Source organism: Streptomyces griseus (genome assembly GCF_001715295.1).
GTDB lineage: Bacteria > Actinomycetota > Actinomycetes > Streptomycetales > Streptomycetaceae > Streptomyces > Streptomyces griseus_G.
In genome coordinates this window covers 958,715-974,590 of the sequence record NZ_MDKB01000002.1, presented here as the reverse complement: position 1 = coordinate 974,590, position 15,876 = coordinate 958,715, and the positions used below count along the sequence as shown (strand labels likewise).

The following is a 15,876-nucleotide window of genomic DNA, read 5'->3' as shown; positions in this document are numbered from 1 at the left end:
CGCGCCTCAGTTGGGGTTGAGTCCGTGGCTGCGGAGCCATGGCATCGGGTCGATCGCCGAGCCGCCGCCGGGACGTACCTCGAAGTGCAGGTGCGGGCCGGTGGAGTTCCCGGAGTTCCCCGAGTACGCGATGACGTCCCCGGCCTTCACCGGGCCCGAGCGGATCTTGGTACTGCTGAGGTGGCAGTACCACGTCTCCGTGCCGTCGGCCGCGGTGACGATCGCCATGTTGCCGTAGGCGCTGTTCCACTGGGTGCGCACGGTGCCGTCGGTCGCCGCCATCACGGGGGTGCCGTACGAGACGGGGAAGTCGATGCCGCTGTGCACGGACATCCAGTTCACGCCGGCCTGGCCGTAGTACGCGCTGAGGCCGTGCTGGGCGACCGGCAGGACGAACTTCGGACGAGCCGCCTCGCGGCGGGCGGCCTCCTCCTCGCGCCTCTGCTTCTCCGCCGCCTGACGCTCCTTCAGGTCGATGCGCTCCTGCGTGCGGCTGGCCCGGTCGGCGAAGTTCTCGGCATCGGCCCTGAGGTTGGCGAGCTGGGTGTCCAGCTTGCTGTTGGCCACGACGGGTGCGACGGTGTCGGCCGCCGCCATGGACGCGGTGTCGTCCTTCTTCTCCTCGGCCCCGCCGACACCGCTCACGGATGCCGCGGCGATGCCCGCCACGCTCATGACGCAGGCGGAGGGGACGGCGACGGTGAGGAGGGCGGACCGCTTCGCCGGAGTGCGCCGCCGGCCGCGGCTGCCGCCGCCGCGCTGCGCGGCACGGCCGACGGGGCGCGCGGCGACGGCGGCGTGGGCCGTCGTCACCTCGGTGATGTCGACGGCGTCGGAGCCGTCGGCGTCACCGGAGTCCTCCGCGGCGCCGGAGTGGCCGGAATCGGTCTCCCCGCTCTGCCCCGCCGTCGTGTCGTGGGCCTCCGCGGCCGCACCGTCGGCGTCCGCTCCGTACTCCGCCCCGTAGGGGTCCGCCTCGTACGGCTCGGAGGCGTACTGCTCCGTCGCGTACGGGTCCGAGGTGTACGGGTCCGAGGGGTACGTCTCCGTGCCGTACGTCTCGGCCGTGTACGGTTCCGGCTCGCCGGACTCCGGGCCGTACGCCTCGTACGGCGACGGGTGTTCGTATGCGGTCTGCGACGTCTGTTCGGCTGGGTACGCCGTGCTCCCGGGCGTGGCGCCGGTGTTCCAGGCGGTGGCGTCGTAGGCGCCGGTGTCGGGTGTGCCGTGACCGAGAGCATCGAAGACGGGGGCCGCGTAGGTGCCGGTGGCGTAGGCGGTGGTGCTGAACGTCGTGGTGGGGAAGGCCCCCGTGTCGCCGGCCGCCCACTGGTCGGCGACACCGGTGTGGTCCCAGCCGCTGGTGTCCCACTGACCCGTCGCGTCGAAGGCCTGGCCGACCGCCTGGGCCGGGATCGCTGCTTCGGGCATCCAGGTGGCGGTGGTGGTGGCGGTGGGTTCGTAACCCTGCTGCGCCTGTGGGTGGGCCGGTGCGCCGTAGGCGTCGTACGAGGCCTGCTGGTGTGCGCCGGTCTCCCAGGGACCGGGGTGTGGGTGCTGCTCGACGGGGTAGTCGGTCGGGTAGCCGCTGTCGGCCACGTCGTAGGAGGTGGCGTAACCGCCGTCGTACGTCACGTGGCCGTCGTCGTGGTGACCCGGCAGGGTCCCGAAGAGCGGGTCGGTATCGAAGCTGCCGGTTGCATGGCTGTCGTATCCGACGTACCCGGCGTGGGGGTGCTGGTCGTTCACCAACTTCTCTCTCGCCTCGGCAGCAGGACCTGTCTGGGGTCCGGTGGGGGATTCCCAGGGGGAGCAGTGGCCGCGACTGTACCCGGCGGTACGTGACGACGACAATCTTCGGCAGGTTCCGTTCCCTCAGGAAACGGGCAATCGGCGGCCTTTCGGTGGACAGTGTGACGAGGCTTGGCTCTATTTTCGATTGTCGTTCGGTTCTCCGGGCGGGTTCCGGGAAGCGGGAACGGGTCCCGTCCGTCGCCGGTGCGGGCTTTCCGTCACTCACCGTCACCGGCGGTGGATGACGGAGTCGTCGTGCCGGGGCCGGGACGGCACGGGGACCAGGCCGGCGTGGCTTGGCCGGCGATGCGGCCTCGTCGGCGGGAACGGCTTCGTCAGGCGACGGACGTCGCCCCGGGGGTGTCGATGACGCCGCCGTCGGACTCGAGCGCCTGACGGATCGCGGCCGCCACGGCGGGGTGGACCGGCAGTGCGAGATGCCCGATACCGGTGACGCGCACGTTGACCGCGTCGAGGTCGGGGTGGTCGACGCGCGCCGTGCCGACCGGGACCATCACCCTGTCCAGGTCGCTCCAGAAGCTGACGAACCGGGTCCGGCAGCCGGGGGCGGGGCGGCGGAGCTCCTTGATCAGGTCGGAACCCGTGCGCATCTGGCGGACGATCGGGAGCGCGGCTGCCAGCGGGGCGACGGCCGTGCCCTCGTGCGGCGTACCGAGGGTGACGAGGGTGCGTACCCGTCGGTCGCCACCGAGACACTGCACGTAATAGCGCGCGATCAGGCCTCCGAGGCTGTGCCCGACGATATCGATCTCGGGGTGCCGGGTCCGGTCGCAGATCTCCTCGACGTGACGGGCCAGCAGTTCGGCTGCCGTACGGACGTCGCAGGTGAGCGGCGAGTAGTTGAGGGACTCCAGGTGGTGCCAGCCGTGCCGTGCGAGGAAGCGGCGGAGCAGGACGAACACGGAGCGGTTGTCGATGAAGCCGTGCAGGAGCACGACGGGCGGGCGGTCATCGGCGGGTGAGCCGCCGAAGGGGTCCGCCGACGGCGCGGCCGTATCGGCCGAACGGGTGAGCCGGGCGGTCTCGGCGGCGGTGCCCGGAGCGATGACGGGTCGGGCGTCCGTGCCGGCGCGGGTGGGGGAGCCGGCCGCCGGGGCCGTACGGGATCCCGGGCCGGGCCGGACTGCGGGAGCTCGGCGCTCGGGTGTCATGCCGGACGGATAGACCAGCACGTGCCCGGCGAGCACGGCCAGTTCCAGGACGGTGGCCCTGACCAGCGCATACGACAACCGGTCGGGCTGCGGCGACGGCCGGCGCAGCAGGAGCGACAAGAGCGGCAAGGGGGACAGGGCCCGGGGGAACAGGGCCATTGTGACCTTCATGGCCGACCTCCTGCACCGGCGCGCGGGGAAGGCGGCTCCCTGCCCCGTACGCCCACGGGGGGCGTCGCTGCCGAGGAGAGGACGACCCTCGTCGTCCGGCGGCCGAACCATCCGCCCGTGCGAGTGACGATGCGGTGGCACGACGGCCTCGTCGCGGCTCCCCTGGCGGCACTCCCCGGGTGGCGGACGGGCCGCACGGTGCGGGGGGCGACGCTCGGTGAACATGTCCCATGTGTGATTTCCCCCTCCCCGCCCACCGCGAAACGACACCGTGCGAGATGCTGTGGATAACGTTCGTTCACATCCCCGGGCTCATCCGGTACGGGAAACGCATGTGGAGGCAGTGATGGGTGTGACCGGTCCGATCCGTGTGGTGGTGGCCAAGCCGGGCCTCGACGGCCACGACCGCGGGGCCAAGGTGATCGCGAGGGCGCTGCGGGACGCGGGCATGGAGGTCATCTATACCGGGCTGCACCAGACGCCCGAACAGATCGTGGACACGGCGATCCAGGAGGATGCGGACGCCATCGGCCTCTCGATCCTCTCCGGGGCGCACAACACGCTCTTCGCCAAGGTCATCGAGCTCCTGCACGAGCGTGAGGCCGAGGACATCAAGGTGTTCGGCGGCGGCATCATCCCCGAGGCGGACATCCCTCCGCTGAAGGAGAAGGGCGTCGCGGAGATCTTCACGCCCGGGGCGACAACGGCCTCCATCGTCGACTGGGTGAACGCCCACGTCCGCCAGCCGGCCCAGGCCTGACCGGGGGCCGGAGCCCGGAAGGGGCAGGCCGCGGGAGCGCGAGGCCCGGGTCCGGGAGGCCCGGGTCCGGGGCACCGGGACCCGCGCCGAAGTCCTGGCCCCGCCCGCAGACGCCGGGGTCAGGGTCCTGCCGGCGTCGGAGTGGTCCTGGTCCCGGGTCCGGCTCTCTCCGCAGTCCCGGTCCGCGTCGGAACTCCGGCACCGGTTTCCCCAGGTGCGGGTCCCACCCCGCAGGCCCCGGGACAGGGTCCTGTTGGCGTCGGAGTGGTCCTGGCCCCGGGTCCCGGCGCCTCCGGAGTCCCGGCCCGCGTCGGATTCTCGGTCCTGGTTCCACCCCCGGGTACGGGTCCCGCTCGCAGGCGCCGGGGTCAGGGTCCTGTGGGCGTCGGAGTGGTCCTGGTCCCGGGTCCCGGCGCCTCCGGAGTCCCGGCCCGGAAGGCGCCGTACGTCGTTGTGTCGTCGGCCACCTGACTGAGGCGCGCACCGGACCTGCGACCTCTCGGCGCCGGATCCGGACGCCTGTCCACCCCTCCGCGTCAGGGTCGTGTCCCGGGCCGCGAGTCAGGGCCGCGCACGGAAGCGGGGTTGTGCCCCGGGCCCCACATCAGGGCCCCGCCCTGTGCGGGAGTCCCGCCTCCGGGTCCCGGGCCAGGGTGCCGGCCCAGGTCAGGCGGGTCGGATCTCGGCGGGGAGCCCGGTTTCCTGGGTCAGTCGCGTTCCGGGCCTGTGCCTTTGGCTGTGTCCGTGCCCCGGCACAGGTCCGGGCACCGGTCCGCCTCCGGACCTGGGGACGGCTCCGCTTCGGGCCGCAGGCCCGCGTCAGGCTCGGGAGTCAGCTCCGCGTCCATGGCCGCGCGCAGGCGCAGCGTCGAGACCAGCCGCTGGAACGCCTCCGACCAGTAACCGCCTGCGCCGGGCGACGCGCCCTCCGGTTCGTCCGGCGTGGTGGTGAGTACCTCCAGCCGGTCCGCTTCGGCAGGATTCAGGCACCGCTCGGCGAGGCCCATCACGCCGCTGAAGCTCCACGGGTAGCTCCCTGCGTCGCGGGCTATGTCCAGCGCGTCCACCACCGACCGGCCGAGCGGCTCCGCCCACGGCACGGGGCAGACGCCCAGCAGCTGGAACGCCTCGGACAGTCCGTGCGCCGCTATGAAGTCGGCCACCCAGACGGCACGTTCGGCAGCGGGCAGGACGCCGAGAAGCTGCGCCCGCTCCGCCAGGGAAGCCGTCCCGGGGCCGTTCGCCGGAGGCGTCGCGGGCGTGCCGAGAAGCGCCCGGGCCCAGTCGGCGTCCCGCTGTCGCACCGCCGCGCGGCACCAGGCGGCATGGAGTTCGCCGCCCCAGTCGTCGGCGACAGGCAGGGCGACGATCTCCCGAGCCGTGCGGCCGCCGAACCGCTCCCGCCAGACGCCCAGTGGGGACGCCACCACCAACTGACCGAGCCACCAGGATCGTTCGCCTCGCCCGGACGGCGGTGTCGCGGTCACGCCGTCCCGCTGCATGGCGGCGTCGCACTCGTGCGGTGCCTCCACCGCGATGGTCACGGCAGGCCGCGTCCGGTCGGGGCTCACACAGGAGACGGCCCGGTCCGCCATCCGCCGGGCGAGCGCCGACCCCGGCAGTGCGGACAGCAGCTCGGCGGCCGTGGCCCGGACATTACGGCTGCGATCCTGGAGCGCCTCCTCCAGGAAGGCCTCGTCGGCGCCGGACAGACCGGTACGCAGGGAGTCGAGGAACATCAGCCGATCCTCGGCACGCTCCGCCGGCCACGTGGAGGCGAGCAGGGCCCGCGCCGCAGCGGGGTCCTGCTCCCGTACGGCTCCGAGCAGGGCGACCCGCTCCGCGAAGAGTCCCTCCTCCCAGAGCCGGCGTACCGCCTCCGGGTCGTCCGTGCCCGGCCGTCGTGCCCCGCCCGGCGAGGGCCGCAGCGCGAACCCCCACTCCGGGTGCAGGCCGGCCAGCCACAGCCCGCGCGGGCCCGCGAACGCCAGTGCCTGCGGGCGCAGGTCGGTTCGCGCCCTGGCCGTGTCCAGCAGCGCGGGAAGCAACTCGGCCGGTGCGCGGAATCCGCGAGCGCCGGCGGTGGCGAGCCACTGGGGGATGAGTTCGGTGAGATCCGGAGCCGTGCCCCGGCGCCCCCCGCCGGGAGGGGCGGAGCGGTCGGCCAGCAACTGGGCGAGCCGACGGCGGGCTGCCGCGGGAAGCGGCGGCCGGGTGTCGGCGGGAGCCGCCGGAGGCACGTCCGCCCCGGCGGCCGGGCGCAGCGCGGCCCGGCGCCGCACGGTGTGGACAGCCGCCGCGTCCAGCAGGGCCGACGGCCCGTCCTCGGCGTCCGGCAAGGCCTGGCGCCCGTCGGCCCGAAGGCCGGGCGTCCGTGGCGGACGCCGGTCGGTGCCGAGCAGTGCCGAGGTGACCAGGTCCTCCCACGAGGCGAGCACCGGGCCACCGGCCCCGGCGGATGCGTCGGACACGGATGCGGAGACCGAGACGGAGGCGGATCGGGTGACGGGTGTGGTGGCGGACATCGGTTCCCTCCGGTCGTCAGGAAAGCGCGCGGGTGCGGTCGGAGCTCGGGGCGTGCGGCCGCCTCAGCGGAGCGCCACGCTCGCGCCTGCCACGACGTCCCCGGAGGGCTCCTCGGCCCAGGCGGCGAGCGGGTCGAACCCCTGGTGTCCGCAGGTGCCGAACACCGTCACGGGACGGCCTCCGGAGAGGGCGACGAGCTTCCACAGGCCCGGCCGGGACCGCGCCCGGGAAGCGACCGGCAGGGCGGCCCCGTCCGCCGCGCCGACCAACTGCCAGCCCTCCCCGCCCGGCACGGGTATCACCTCGCGCAGGACGGCCGGCCAGGAGTCCAGCCACGGGTCGTCCCGCAGGGCACGCCCGTACGCGGCGGCGGCGTCGGCCGCCGTGCCACCCGGAGGCGGCGAAGGCGCGACGGCGGGCGCACCGAACCGGCGGCCGAGATCGACCCTGAGCCCGCCGCCGCCCGCATACGGCGTCACCTCGGCGTCGATCCGCGCCCCCACCGGCAGGTCGTGGCCGGGTGAGCGTCCCGCCGCCCCGAAGGACAGCAGCAGCGCCATGCGGCCCGAGTCCCCGCCGTGCAGCCAGCTGCGGCGGGTGACGATCCTGCCGTCCGCCGTGTCGTACTGCGCGAGGATCTGCCACCGGTCGCGGAGCGCGGCCCCCTGGGCGGGTGCGGTCAGCCCGACCCGTGTGCGGACCGTCGCCGCCAGGGGTTCCGGCAGCCGGTTCATCCGGAGCCAGGCGGTGGCCAGCAGATGCAGCAGCCCACACTCCTCCAGCAGCCGTACCGGCCAGCCCGGGCCGGACGCCGGGATCGATCCCAGCTCGCGGACCCGGCCGGCGAGTCCCGGCGCCTGGGCGTCGACCATCCGGGCCGCGATCTCCTCCCACAGCGTGGGGCCCGTCCCGTCGACCGCCGCGAGGCCGCCCCGCAGCAGGTCGGTGAGGCGCTCCTCCAACTCCTGCGCGCCCCCGGTGATCCGCTCGGCCCGGCGCTCCGCCCTCCGCCTGGCCGCCTCCGGATCCGCGGGGCCCACGGCCAGCCCCGCACCCGGACCGGTGCTCGGGCCCTCGACGGGGTGATCCTGACGCTCCACCAGTTTCTCCGTGACCCAGCCCGGCGCATCGCCCGAGTCCAACACCGGGTCCTCGGCGGCCCAGCGGAGCAGCAGGCCCAGCGCATGCCCGCAGGGAGACCCGCGGCTCGGGCAATCACACCGGTACACAGGCCCCTTGGTGTCGATCACCGTGCGGTACGACGCGCCACCGTCACCGCCATCGCACACCCCCCACAGCACGCCCGCGCCGTCACAGCCCGCCTCCGACCACCGCCCCCGCGCGGAGAGTTCCCCTCCCGTCGCGCGCGACGCCGCGTCAGGAGACAGGGCCAGCACCTGCTCCACCGTCCAGCGCACCACCGGCCCGGCGGCACGCGACGTCTCTCCCCCGTGCGACAGCAACATGGCAACGACGTTAGGACGCCCCACTGACAAGCACCCCTGACCTGCGATTCCACCCGCGGGCAGGCGCCTTGCGCGCCGGCGTTCCATGCGGCTGTCCGCGACGGACCGGGCGCGCGAACCGACAGGGCCCTGTGCCATGAAGGCACACCGCCCGCACCACTCACCTCGGCACACCCGTGCCACCGTGGCCGGCGACTGTGTCGTGGTGTTCCCGGCCCTCGGCCCTCGACCGCCGACCGCCGACCGCCGACCGCCCCGCGGCGGCCCACGACCGGCTTGGCCGGCCGCCGGGGCCGATTGTCAGTGCCGTGGTGCACGGTGGGAACCACATCGGGTCGAACGATCTGGAGGGGGATCCATGACCGCGTTCGCAGACACCGCAGCCGCCGCCGGGGGCGAGGCCCTGAGGCCGCACGCCGAGCGTGCCTTCGCCGACGAGCTCGCGGCCCTCGCGGCTGCGGACGACCGGCCGAGGCCCGCGCGCTGGAAGCTCTCGCCGTGGGCCGTCGCCACCTACCTGCTCGGCGGAACGCTTCCGGACGGCACCCTCATCACCCCCAAGTACGTGGGTCCCCGCCGCCTCGTGGAAGTAGCCGTGAGCACGCTCGCGACCGACCGGGCACTGCTGCTCCTGGGCGTTCCGGGCACCGCGAAGACATGGGTGTCCGAGCACCTCGCCGCCGCCGTCAGCGGGGACTCCACCCTGCTCGTCCAGGGGACGGCCGGCACCCCCGAGGAGGCCGTTCGCTACGGGTGGAACTACGCCTCGCTGCTGGCCCACGGTCCCAGCAGCGAGGCGCTGGTGCCGAGCCCCGTCATGAGAGCCATGGCCGAGGGCATGACAGCCCGGGTCGAGGAGCTCACCCGCATCCCCGCCGACGTGCAGGACGCGCTCATCACGATCCTGTCGGAGAAGACGCTGCCCGTGCCCGAGCTGGGGCAGGAGGTCCAGGCCGTCCGCGGCTTCAACCTCATCGCCACGGCCAACGACCGCGACCGGGGGGTCAACGAGCTCTCCAGCGCCCTGCGCCGCCGGTTCAGCACCGTCGTACTGCCCCTGCCCGCGACCCCCGAGGCCGAGGTGGACATCGTGTCCCGGCGGGTCGAGCAGATGGGCCGCTCGCTCGATCTGCCTCCCGTGCCCGACGGCGTCGCCGAGATCCGACGCGTCGTCACCGTGTTCCGGGAACTGCGCGACGGAGTCACCACGGACGGCCGTACCCGTCTCAAGTCCCCCTCCGGAACGCTGTCCACGGCCGAGGCCATCTCCGTCGTCACCGGCGGACTCGCTCTCGCGGCCCACTTCGGTGACGGTGTGCTGCGGCCCGGCGACGTGGCGGCCGGTGTCCTCGGCGCGGTCGTCCGCGACCCCTCGGCCGACCGCGTGGTCTGGCAGGAGTACGTGGAGACGGTGGTCCGGGAGCGGGACGGCTGGAAGGACTTCTACCGCGCCTGTCGTGAGGTGTCCGCGTGACGCCCCCCGCGCGGGGACCGGGTCCGGAGCCGCCCGGAGGGCCGTTGCTGCTCGGGGTGCGCCACCACGGACCGGGGTCCGCCCGGGCGGTCCTCGCCGCCCTGGAAGCCGTGCGCCCGAGCGCCGTGCTCGTGGAGGGTCCGCCCGACGGGGACGCACTGCTGGCGCTGGCCGCCGACGAGCGGATGCGTCCGCCGGTCGCGCTCCTCGCCCACGCGGTGGACGACCCGGGGCACGCCGCGTTCTGGCCGATGGCGGAGTTCTCCCCCGAGTGGGTGGCGATCCGCTGGGCCCTGGCGCACGGCACGCCGGTGCGTTTCGTCGACCTGCCCGCCGCGCACTCCCTGGCCCTGACCGAGCGGACCGAGGGCGCTCCGCAGGAGCAGGACCGTGGCGGCATCGACCCCGTCGGGATCCTCGCCGGCACCGCCGGCTACGACGACCCCGAACGCTGGTGGGAGGACGTCGTCGAACACCGGGCGGCGGACGGGACCCTGGCGGACCCGCTGGCCCCCTTCGCCGCGCTCGCCGAGGCCATGGCGGCCCTGCGCGAGGCGTACGGCGACGGAGGGCACCCCCGGGACGCCGTCCGGGAGGCCTGCATGCGCCTGCGGCTGCGAGCGGCCCGCAAGGAGTTCGGCGAGCACATCGCCGTGGTCTGCGGCGCCTGGCACGTCCCCGCGCTGGCCGCCCGGACGACGGTGGCCGCGGACAAGGCCCTCCTCAAAGGCCTGCCCAAGGTCAAGGCCGAGCTGACCTGGGTGCCCTGGACGCCCCGCAGGCTCGCCCGGCGCAGCGGGTACGGCGCCGGGATCGAATCGCCCGGGTGGTACGGCCACCTCTTCGCCGCACCCGACCGGACCGTCGAACGCTGGATGACCAAGGTCGCCGGACTGCTGCGCGGAGAGGACCGCCCCGTCTCCTCCGCGCACGTCATCGAGGCCGTGCGGCTCGCCGCCACGCTGGCCGCCCTGCGGGACCGCCCGGCCCCGGGCCTCGCCGAGGCCACCGACGCGGTCCGGGCCGTCATGTGTGACGGCTCCGACGTGCCGTTGGGCCTGGTGCGGGACCGTCTCGTCGTCGGCGGGATGCTCGGCGAGGTGCCCGACCGCGCCCCCGCCGTCCCCCTCCAGCGTGATCTGGCCAGGCAGCAGCGCACCCTGCGCCTCAGACCGGAGGCACAGGAGCGCGAGCTGGAGCTCGACCTGCGCAAGGACACCGACGCGGCCCGCAGCACCATGCTGCACCGGTTGCGGCTCCTGGACATCGGCTGGGGCGAACCCGCGGCGGGCCGGGGCAGTACGGGGACCTTCCGGGAGAGCTGGCGGCTCCGCTGGGAGCCGGAGTTGTCCGTCCGGGTCGCGGAAGCCGGCGTATGGGGCAGCACGGTGCTCTCCGCCGCGACCGCCCGTACGGTGTCGGACGCCGTTTCGGCGGCCTCCCTGTCCGGGATCACGGTGCTCGCCGAGCGGTGTCTCCTGGCCGGACTGCCCGAGGCCCTGCCCGTCGTGATGAGGGCCCTCGCCGACCGGGCGGCCCTCGACGCGGACGTGGGCCATCTCGCCGACGCGCTGCCCCCACTGGCCCGTTCCCTGCGGTACGGGGACGTCCGCGCCACGGACACGTCCGACCTGGCGAAGGTGGCCGTCGGGCTCGCCGAGCGCATCTGCGTGGGTCTTCCGCGGGCCTGTGCCGGTCTCGACGCGGACAGCGCGGGGCGGATGCTGCCGCGGGTGGAGGGCGTGCACACGGCGGTGGGGCTGCTGGCCGGTGCCGTACCGGCGGACGGGCTGCGCGAGCGCTGGGCCGGAGTCCTGGGAACGCTGTCCGCCAGGGACACGGTCGCGGGCGTGATCCGGGGCCGTGCGACCCGGCTGCTCCTGGACGAGGGGCGGCTCGCCGGCGAGGGGGCGGCGCGGCTGATGGGCCTGGCCCTCTCCCCGGGCACACCACCGGCCGACGCGGCGGCATGGATCGAGGGCTTCCTGGGCGGTGCGGCCGCCGGAGGCATGCTCCTCGTCCACGACGAGCGGCTCCTCGCTCTCCTCGACGCATGGCTGACCGGTGTGCCCGCCGTGATGTTCACCGACGTCCTCCCGCTCCTGCGCCGTACGTTCTCGGCCTACGAACCGGGCACACGGCGCACCCTGGGCGAACTCGTCCGGCGTGGCCGGGGCCCTGACCGGGCGGCTGACAGGGTGGAGGTGTCGGCACCCGGCTTCGGCGCGGGTCTCGACGAGGAGAGGGCGGCCGCGGTGATACCGGTGCTTCAGCTCCTGCTCGGAACCGGAACCGGAACCGGAATCGGGAGGGTGGCCGGGGCCGGAACGGGTCCGGAGCGGGCGGCTTCCCGGTGACCCGCGGCCGGCGGGTGAGCGGAGCGGACGGGCCGGTGCCGGGCGGCCGACCGGGGCACGGACGAGGGGGTATCCGGTGACCGGGAGGGACGGGATGACCGCAGGCAGGCGGGACACCGGGGAGGAACGGGGGAGGAAGGAGAGGGGTATGGAGACGGTTCCGCCGGACGAGGAGCGGTTGCGGCGCTGGCGCATGGTGCTCGGCGCGGACAGCGCCGAGAGCACGGGGGTGGCGCTCACCGGCCGCGACGCCGCGATGGACGGCGCCCTGACCGACCTCTACGACGCCGGGAGGAAGCGGGCCGGCCGGGGGCGGACCGAGCGGTCGGCGGGGCTCGGCGCCTCCGCTCCGTCCGTCGCACGCTGGCTCGGTGACATCCGTACGTACTTCCCCCGTTCCGTCGTCCAGGTCATGCAGCGTGACGCCATCGACCGCCTCGGGCTGTCCGCCCTGCTGACGGAGCCCGAGATGCTGGAGGCACTCGAACCCGACGTGCACCTCGTGGGCACCCTGCTCTCGCTCGACAAGGCCATGCCCGAGACGACGCGGGAGACCGCCCGCGTCGTCGTGCGCAAGGTCGTCGAGGACCTGGAGCGCCGCCTGGCCGCCCGGACGAGGGCGGCTCTCACCGGCGCCCTGGACCGTTCCGCCCGTACGAGCCGCCCGCGCCACCGGGACATCGACTGGGACCGCACGATCCGCGCCAACCTCGGCAACGCCCTGCCCTTGCCCGGAGACGGCGCGGGCCGCACCATCGTCCCCGAGCGCCTCGTCGGGTACAGCCGGGCCGGCCGCTCCGTGAAGAAGGACGTCATCCTCTGCGTCGATCAGTCCGGGTCCATGGCCGCCTCCGTCGTCCACGCCGCCGTCTTCGGAGCCGTACTCGCTTCCCTGCGCACCCTGGCGACCAGGCTCGTCGTGTTCGACACGGCCGTCGTCGACCTCACCGACCGCCTCGACGACCCGGTCGACGTGCTGTTCGGCACCCAGCTCGGCGGCGGTACGGACATCAACCGCGCCCTCGCCTACTGCCAGTCGCGGATCACCCGCCCTGCGGACACCGTCGTCGTACTGATCAGCGATCTCCACGAAGGCGGTATCCGTGACGAGATGCTCGGACGCGCCGCCGCGATGACGGGTTCCGGCGTGCAGTTCGTGACCCTGCTCTCCCTCTCGGACGAGGGCACGCCTTCCTACGACGGGGAGCACGCCGCAGCGCTGGGAGCGCTCGGATCGCCGGCCTTCGCCTGCACACCGGACCTCTTCCCGGAGGTCATGGCAGCGGCGCTGGAGAAGCGGCCGCTGCCCGTACCGGACACCGGCCGGTGACGGCCGTCGGGCCGGCCCGGGGGTGTCCGACACGTGCCCCCGGCTGGGGCGCCGTCCGGCCCGCGCGCTCGTCGTGTTGCCGGGACGTCCACGTGGCACGTGGCACGTGGCTCCGCAGCGAGGGCGCTCCGGCGCCCTGCGCACGCACGCATGCACCGGAAGCCGCTCCTTCTCCCGCGCCCATGTGTCAGCCACCCCCGGGGGAACGACCGGACCGACGCCGCCCGGGGCCGACGCCCGGGCCGAAGGCCGCGGACCGGGCCGACCGGGCCGACCGGGCCGACCGGCCGACCGGATCGACGATGCCGACCGGATCCACGGTGCCGACCGGATCGGAGGCTCCGGCCCGAACGGTCGCGCCGGCCGGTGCGGCGGGGCCGCTCCGGCCGACCGTGCCGAGGGTGGTCCGGCCGGTCCGGCCCGCCCCGAACCGGACGGCGACGAGCCGTTCCGGACCCGCCCCCCGGCCCACCAGCGTGCTTTGTGACCGTTATCACCGCTCAGGTGTGATCTGCAATTTAGGGTCCGGCGGAGCGCGGGGATAACCTGCCGGATGGACATGCCGCGTACCGGGTCACCGTGTGCGCCTCCCTAGTGACTGCGCAGTCACGTTGCCCTCGCGGCACGCCCACGCAGAAAACGAACCGCGAGACCACTAAAAGGGACGGACGCGCGTGGACCTGTTCGAGTACCAGGCGAGGGACCTCTTCGCCAAGCACGGTGTACCGGTGCTGGCCGGTGAAGTCATCGACACGCCTGAGGCAGCCCGCGAGGCGACCGAGCGGCTGGGCGGCAAGTCCGTCGTCAAGGCGCAGGTGAAGGTCGGCGGCCGCGGTAAGGCCGGCGGCGTCAAGCTGGCCGCGAACCCCGATGAGGCGGTCGCCCGTGCGACCGACATCCTCGGCATGGACATCAAGGGCCACACGGTCCACAAGGTGATGATCGCCGAGCTGTCCCCGGAGATCGAGGCGGAGTACTACGTCTCGTACCTCCTCGACCGCACCAACCGGACCTTCCTCGCCATGGCGTCGGTGCAGGGCGGCATGGACATCGAGGAGGTCGCGGAGAAGACCCCCGAGGCCCTCGCGAAGGTCCCGGTCAACGCCGTCGACGGCGTCGACATCGAGAAGGCCCGCGAGATCGTGGCCCAGGCGAAGTTCCCGGCCGAGGTGGCCGAGGGCGTCGCCGAGGCCATGGTGACCCTGTGGGACACCTTCGTCGCCGAGGACGCGCTCCTCGTCGAGGTCAACCCGCTGGTGAAGACCAAGGACGGCCGCATCCTGGCGCTGGACGGCAAGGTGTCTCTCGACGAGAACGCCGACTTCCGTCAGCCCGGTCACGAGGCCCTCGAGGACAAGGCCGCGGCCAACCCGCTCGAGGCTGCCGCCAAGGCCAAGAACCTCAACTACGTCAAGCTCGAGGGCGAGGTCGGCATCATCGGTAACGGTGCCGGTCTGGTCATGTCGACCCTCGACGTCGTCGCGTACGCCGGTGAGAAGCACGGCAACGTGAAGCCCGCCAACTTCCTGGACATCGGTGGCGGCGCCTCCGCCGAGGTCATGGCGAACGGCCTGGAGATCATCCTCGGCGACGCGGACGTCAAGTCCGTCTTCGTCAACGTCTTCGGTGGCATCACCGCGTGCGACGAGGTCGCCAACGGCATCGTGCAGGCCCTGGAGCTGCTCAAGTCCAAGGGTGAGGACGTCACCAAGCCGCTGGTCGTGCGCCTCGACGGCAACAACGCGGAGCTGGGCCGCAAGATCCTCTCCGACGCCAACCACCCGCTCGTGCAGCGCGTGGACACCATGGACGGCGCTGCCGACAAGGCCGCCGAGCTCGCCGCGGCCGCGCTGTGACGTTGCGCGTCTCCGACACGACAAAGGACTAAGGGACTCCAACACCATGGCTATCTTCCTCACCAAGGACAGTAAGGTCATCGTCCAGGGGATGACCGGCGCCACGGGCATGAAGCACACCAAGCTCATGCTGGCCGACGGTACGAACATCGTCGGTGGCGTGAACCCGCGCAAGGCGGGCACGTCCGTCGACTTCGACGGCACCGAGGTACCCGTATTCGGCTCCGTCAAGGAAGCGATGGAGAAGACGGGCGCCGACGTGTCGGTCCTCTTCGTGCCGCCGGCCTTCGCGAAGGTCGCCGTCGTCGAGGCGATCGACGCCGAGATCCCGCTGGCCGTCGTGATCACCGAGGGCATCGCCGTCCACGACTCGGCCGCCTTCTGGGCGTACGCCGGTGCGAAGGGCAACAAGACCCGGATCATCGGCCCGAACTGCCCCGGCCTGATCACGCCGGGCCAGTCCAACGCCGGCATCATCCCGGGCGACATCACCAAGCCCGGCCGCATCGGTCTCGTGTCGAAGTCCGGCACGCTGACCTACCAGATGATGTACGAGCTCCGTGACATCGGCTTCTCCTCCGCCGTCGGCATCGGTGGCGACCCGGTCATCGGCACCACGCACATCGACGCCCTCGCGGCGTTCGAGGCGGACCCCGAGACCGACCTCATCGTGATGATCGGCGAGATCGGCGGCGACGCCGAGGAGCGCGCGGCCGACTACATCGCGAAGAACGTCACGAAGCCGGTCGTCGGTTACGTCGCGGGCTTCACCGCCCCCGAGGGCAAGACGATGGGCCACGCGGGCGCCATCGTCTCCGGTTCCTCCGGCACCGCCGCCGCCAAGAAGGAGGCCCTCGAGGCCGCCGGTGTGAAGGTCGGCAAGACGCCGACCGAGACCGCCAAGCTGGCGCGCGAGATCCTCGGCGGCTGACCGCGCGCCGCGACGGCTCGTCCGTCCGGCACCGCGTCA

10 protein-coding genes are annotated in these 15,876 nt (G+C 73.5%); 6 read left to right on the top strand and 4 right to left on the bottom strand.

The window, feature by feature from the left end; all coding sequences use genetic code 11:
- Positions 1–6: 6 nt before the first annotated feature.
- Both BA175_RS10835 and BA175_RS10830 read right to left on the bottom strand, forming a co-directional pair.
- Complete coding sequence (locus BA175_RS10835) at positions 7–1,749, bottom strand: M23 family metallopeptidase (RefSeq protein WP_069171098.1); 1,743 nt, start codon at positions 1,747–1,749, stop codon at positions 7–9.
- A 380-nt stretch (positions 1,750–2,129) separates the two neighbouring features.
- Positions 2,130–3,137, bottom strand: a complete 1,008-nt coding sequence (locus BA175_RS10830; RefSeq protein ID WP_254667850.1) for an esterase/lipase family protein — start codon at positions 3,135–3,137, stop codon at positions 2,130–2,132.
- A gap of 346 nt (positions 3,138–3,483) precedes the next feature.
- Here BA175_RS10830 and BA175_RS10825 point away from each other — a divergent pair, with 346 nt between their 5' ends.
- A complete protein-coding gene (locus tag BA175_RS10825) occupies positions 3,484–3,897 on the top strand; it encodes a cobalamin B12-binding domain-containing protein (RefSeq protein ID WP_069171097.1) in 414 nt (137 codons plus the stop codon).
- A 707-nt stretch (positions 3,898–4,604) separates the two neighbouring features.
- Here the strand turns inward: BA175_RS10825 and BA175_RS10820 are convergent.
- Together BA175_RS10820 and BA175_RS10815 are read right to left on the bottom strand one after the other, a co-directional pair.
- A complete protein-coding gene (locus tag BA175_RS10820; RefSeq protein WP_254667849.1) occupies positions 4,605–6,422 on the bottom strand; it encodes a DUF5691 domain-containing protein in 1,818 nt (605 codons plus the stop codon).
- A gap of 63 nt (positions 6,423–6,485) precedes the next feature.
- The gene (locus BA175_RS10815; RefSeq protein ID WP_175420802.1) at positions 6,486–7,889 is read right to left on the bottom strand and encodes an SWIM zinc finger family protein; all 1,404 of its coding nucleotides are present in this window, start codon (positions 7,887–7,889) and stop codon (positions 6,486–6,488) included.
- A 358-nt stretch (positions 7,890–8,247) separates the two neighbouring features.
- On the opposite strand from BA175_RS10815, the gene BA175_RS10810 reads away from it, so the two are divergent.
- From BA175_RS10810 to sucD, 5 genes are all read left to right on the top strand, one after another.
- Positions 8,248–9,363, top strand: coding sequence for an ATP-binding protein (locus BA175_RS10810; RefSeq protein ID WP_069171096.1), 1,116 nt, complete (start codon positions 8,248–8,250; stop codon positions 9,361–9,363).
- Positions 9,360–11,720, top strand: a complete 2,361-nt coding sequence (locus BA175_RS10805) for a DUF5682 family protein (protein WP_069171095.1) — start codon at positions 9,360–9,362, stop codon at positions 11,718–11,720. Before BA175_RS10810 ends, BA175_RS10805 begins: the two co-directional genes overlap by 4 nt.
- A gap of 148 nt (positions 11,721–11,868) precedes the next feature.
- Positions 11,869–13,050 (top strand): VWA domain-containing protein, encoded by a 1,182-nt coding sequence (locus BA175_RS10800; RefSeq protein WP_175420801.1) that lies wholly within the window; start codon positions 11,869–11,871, stop codon positions 13,048–13,050.
- 674 nt (positions 13,051–13,724) lie between these two features.
- Positions 13,725–14,906 carry an ADP-forming succinate--CoA ligase subunit beta gene (gene sucC / locus BA175_RS10790; protein ID WP_069171092.1) on the top strand — a complete coding sequence of 394 codons (1,182 nt, stop codon included), beginning with the start codon at positions 13,725–13,727 and terminating at the stop codon, positions 14,904–14,906.
- 46 nt (positions 14,907–14,952) lie between these two features.
- Positions 14,953–15,837 (top strand): succinate--CoA ligase subunit alpha, encoded by an 885-nt coding sequence (gene sucD, locus BA175_RS10785; protein WP_069171091.1) that lies wholly within the window; start codon positions 14,953–14,955, stop codon positions 15,835–15,837.
- Positions 15,838–15,876: the final 39 nt, after the last annotated feature.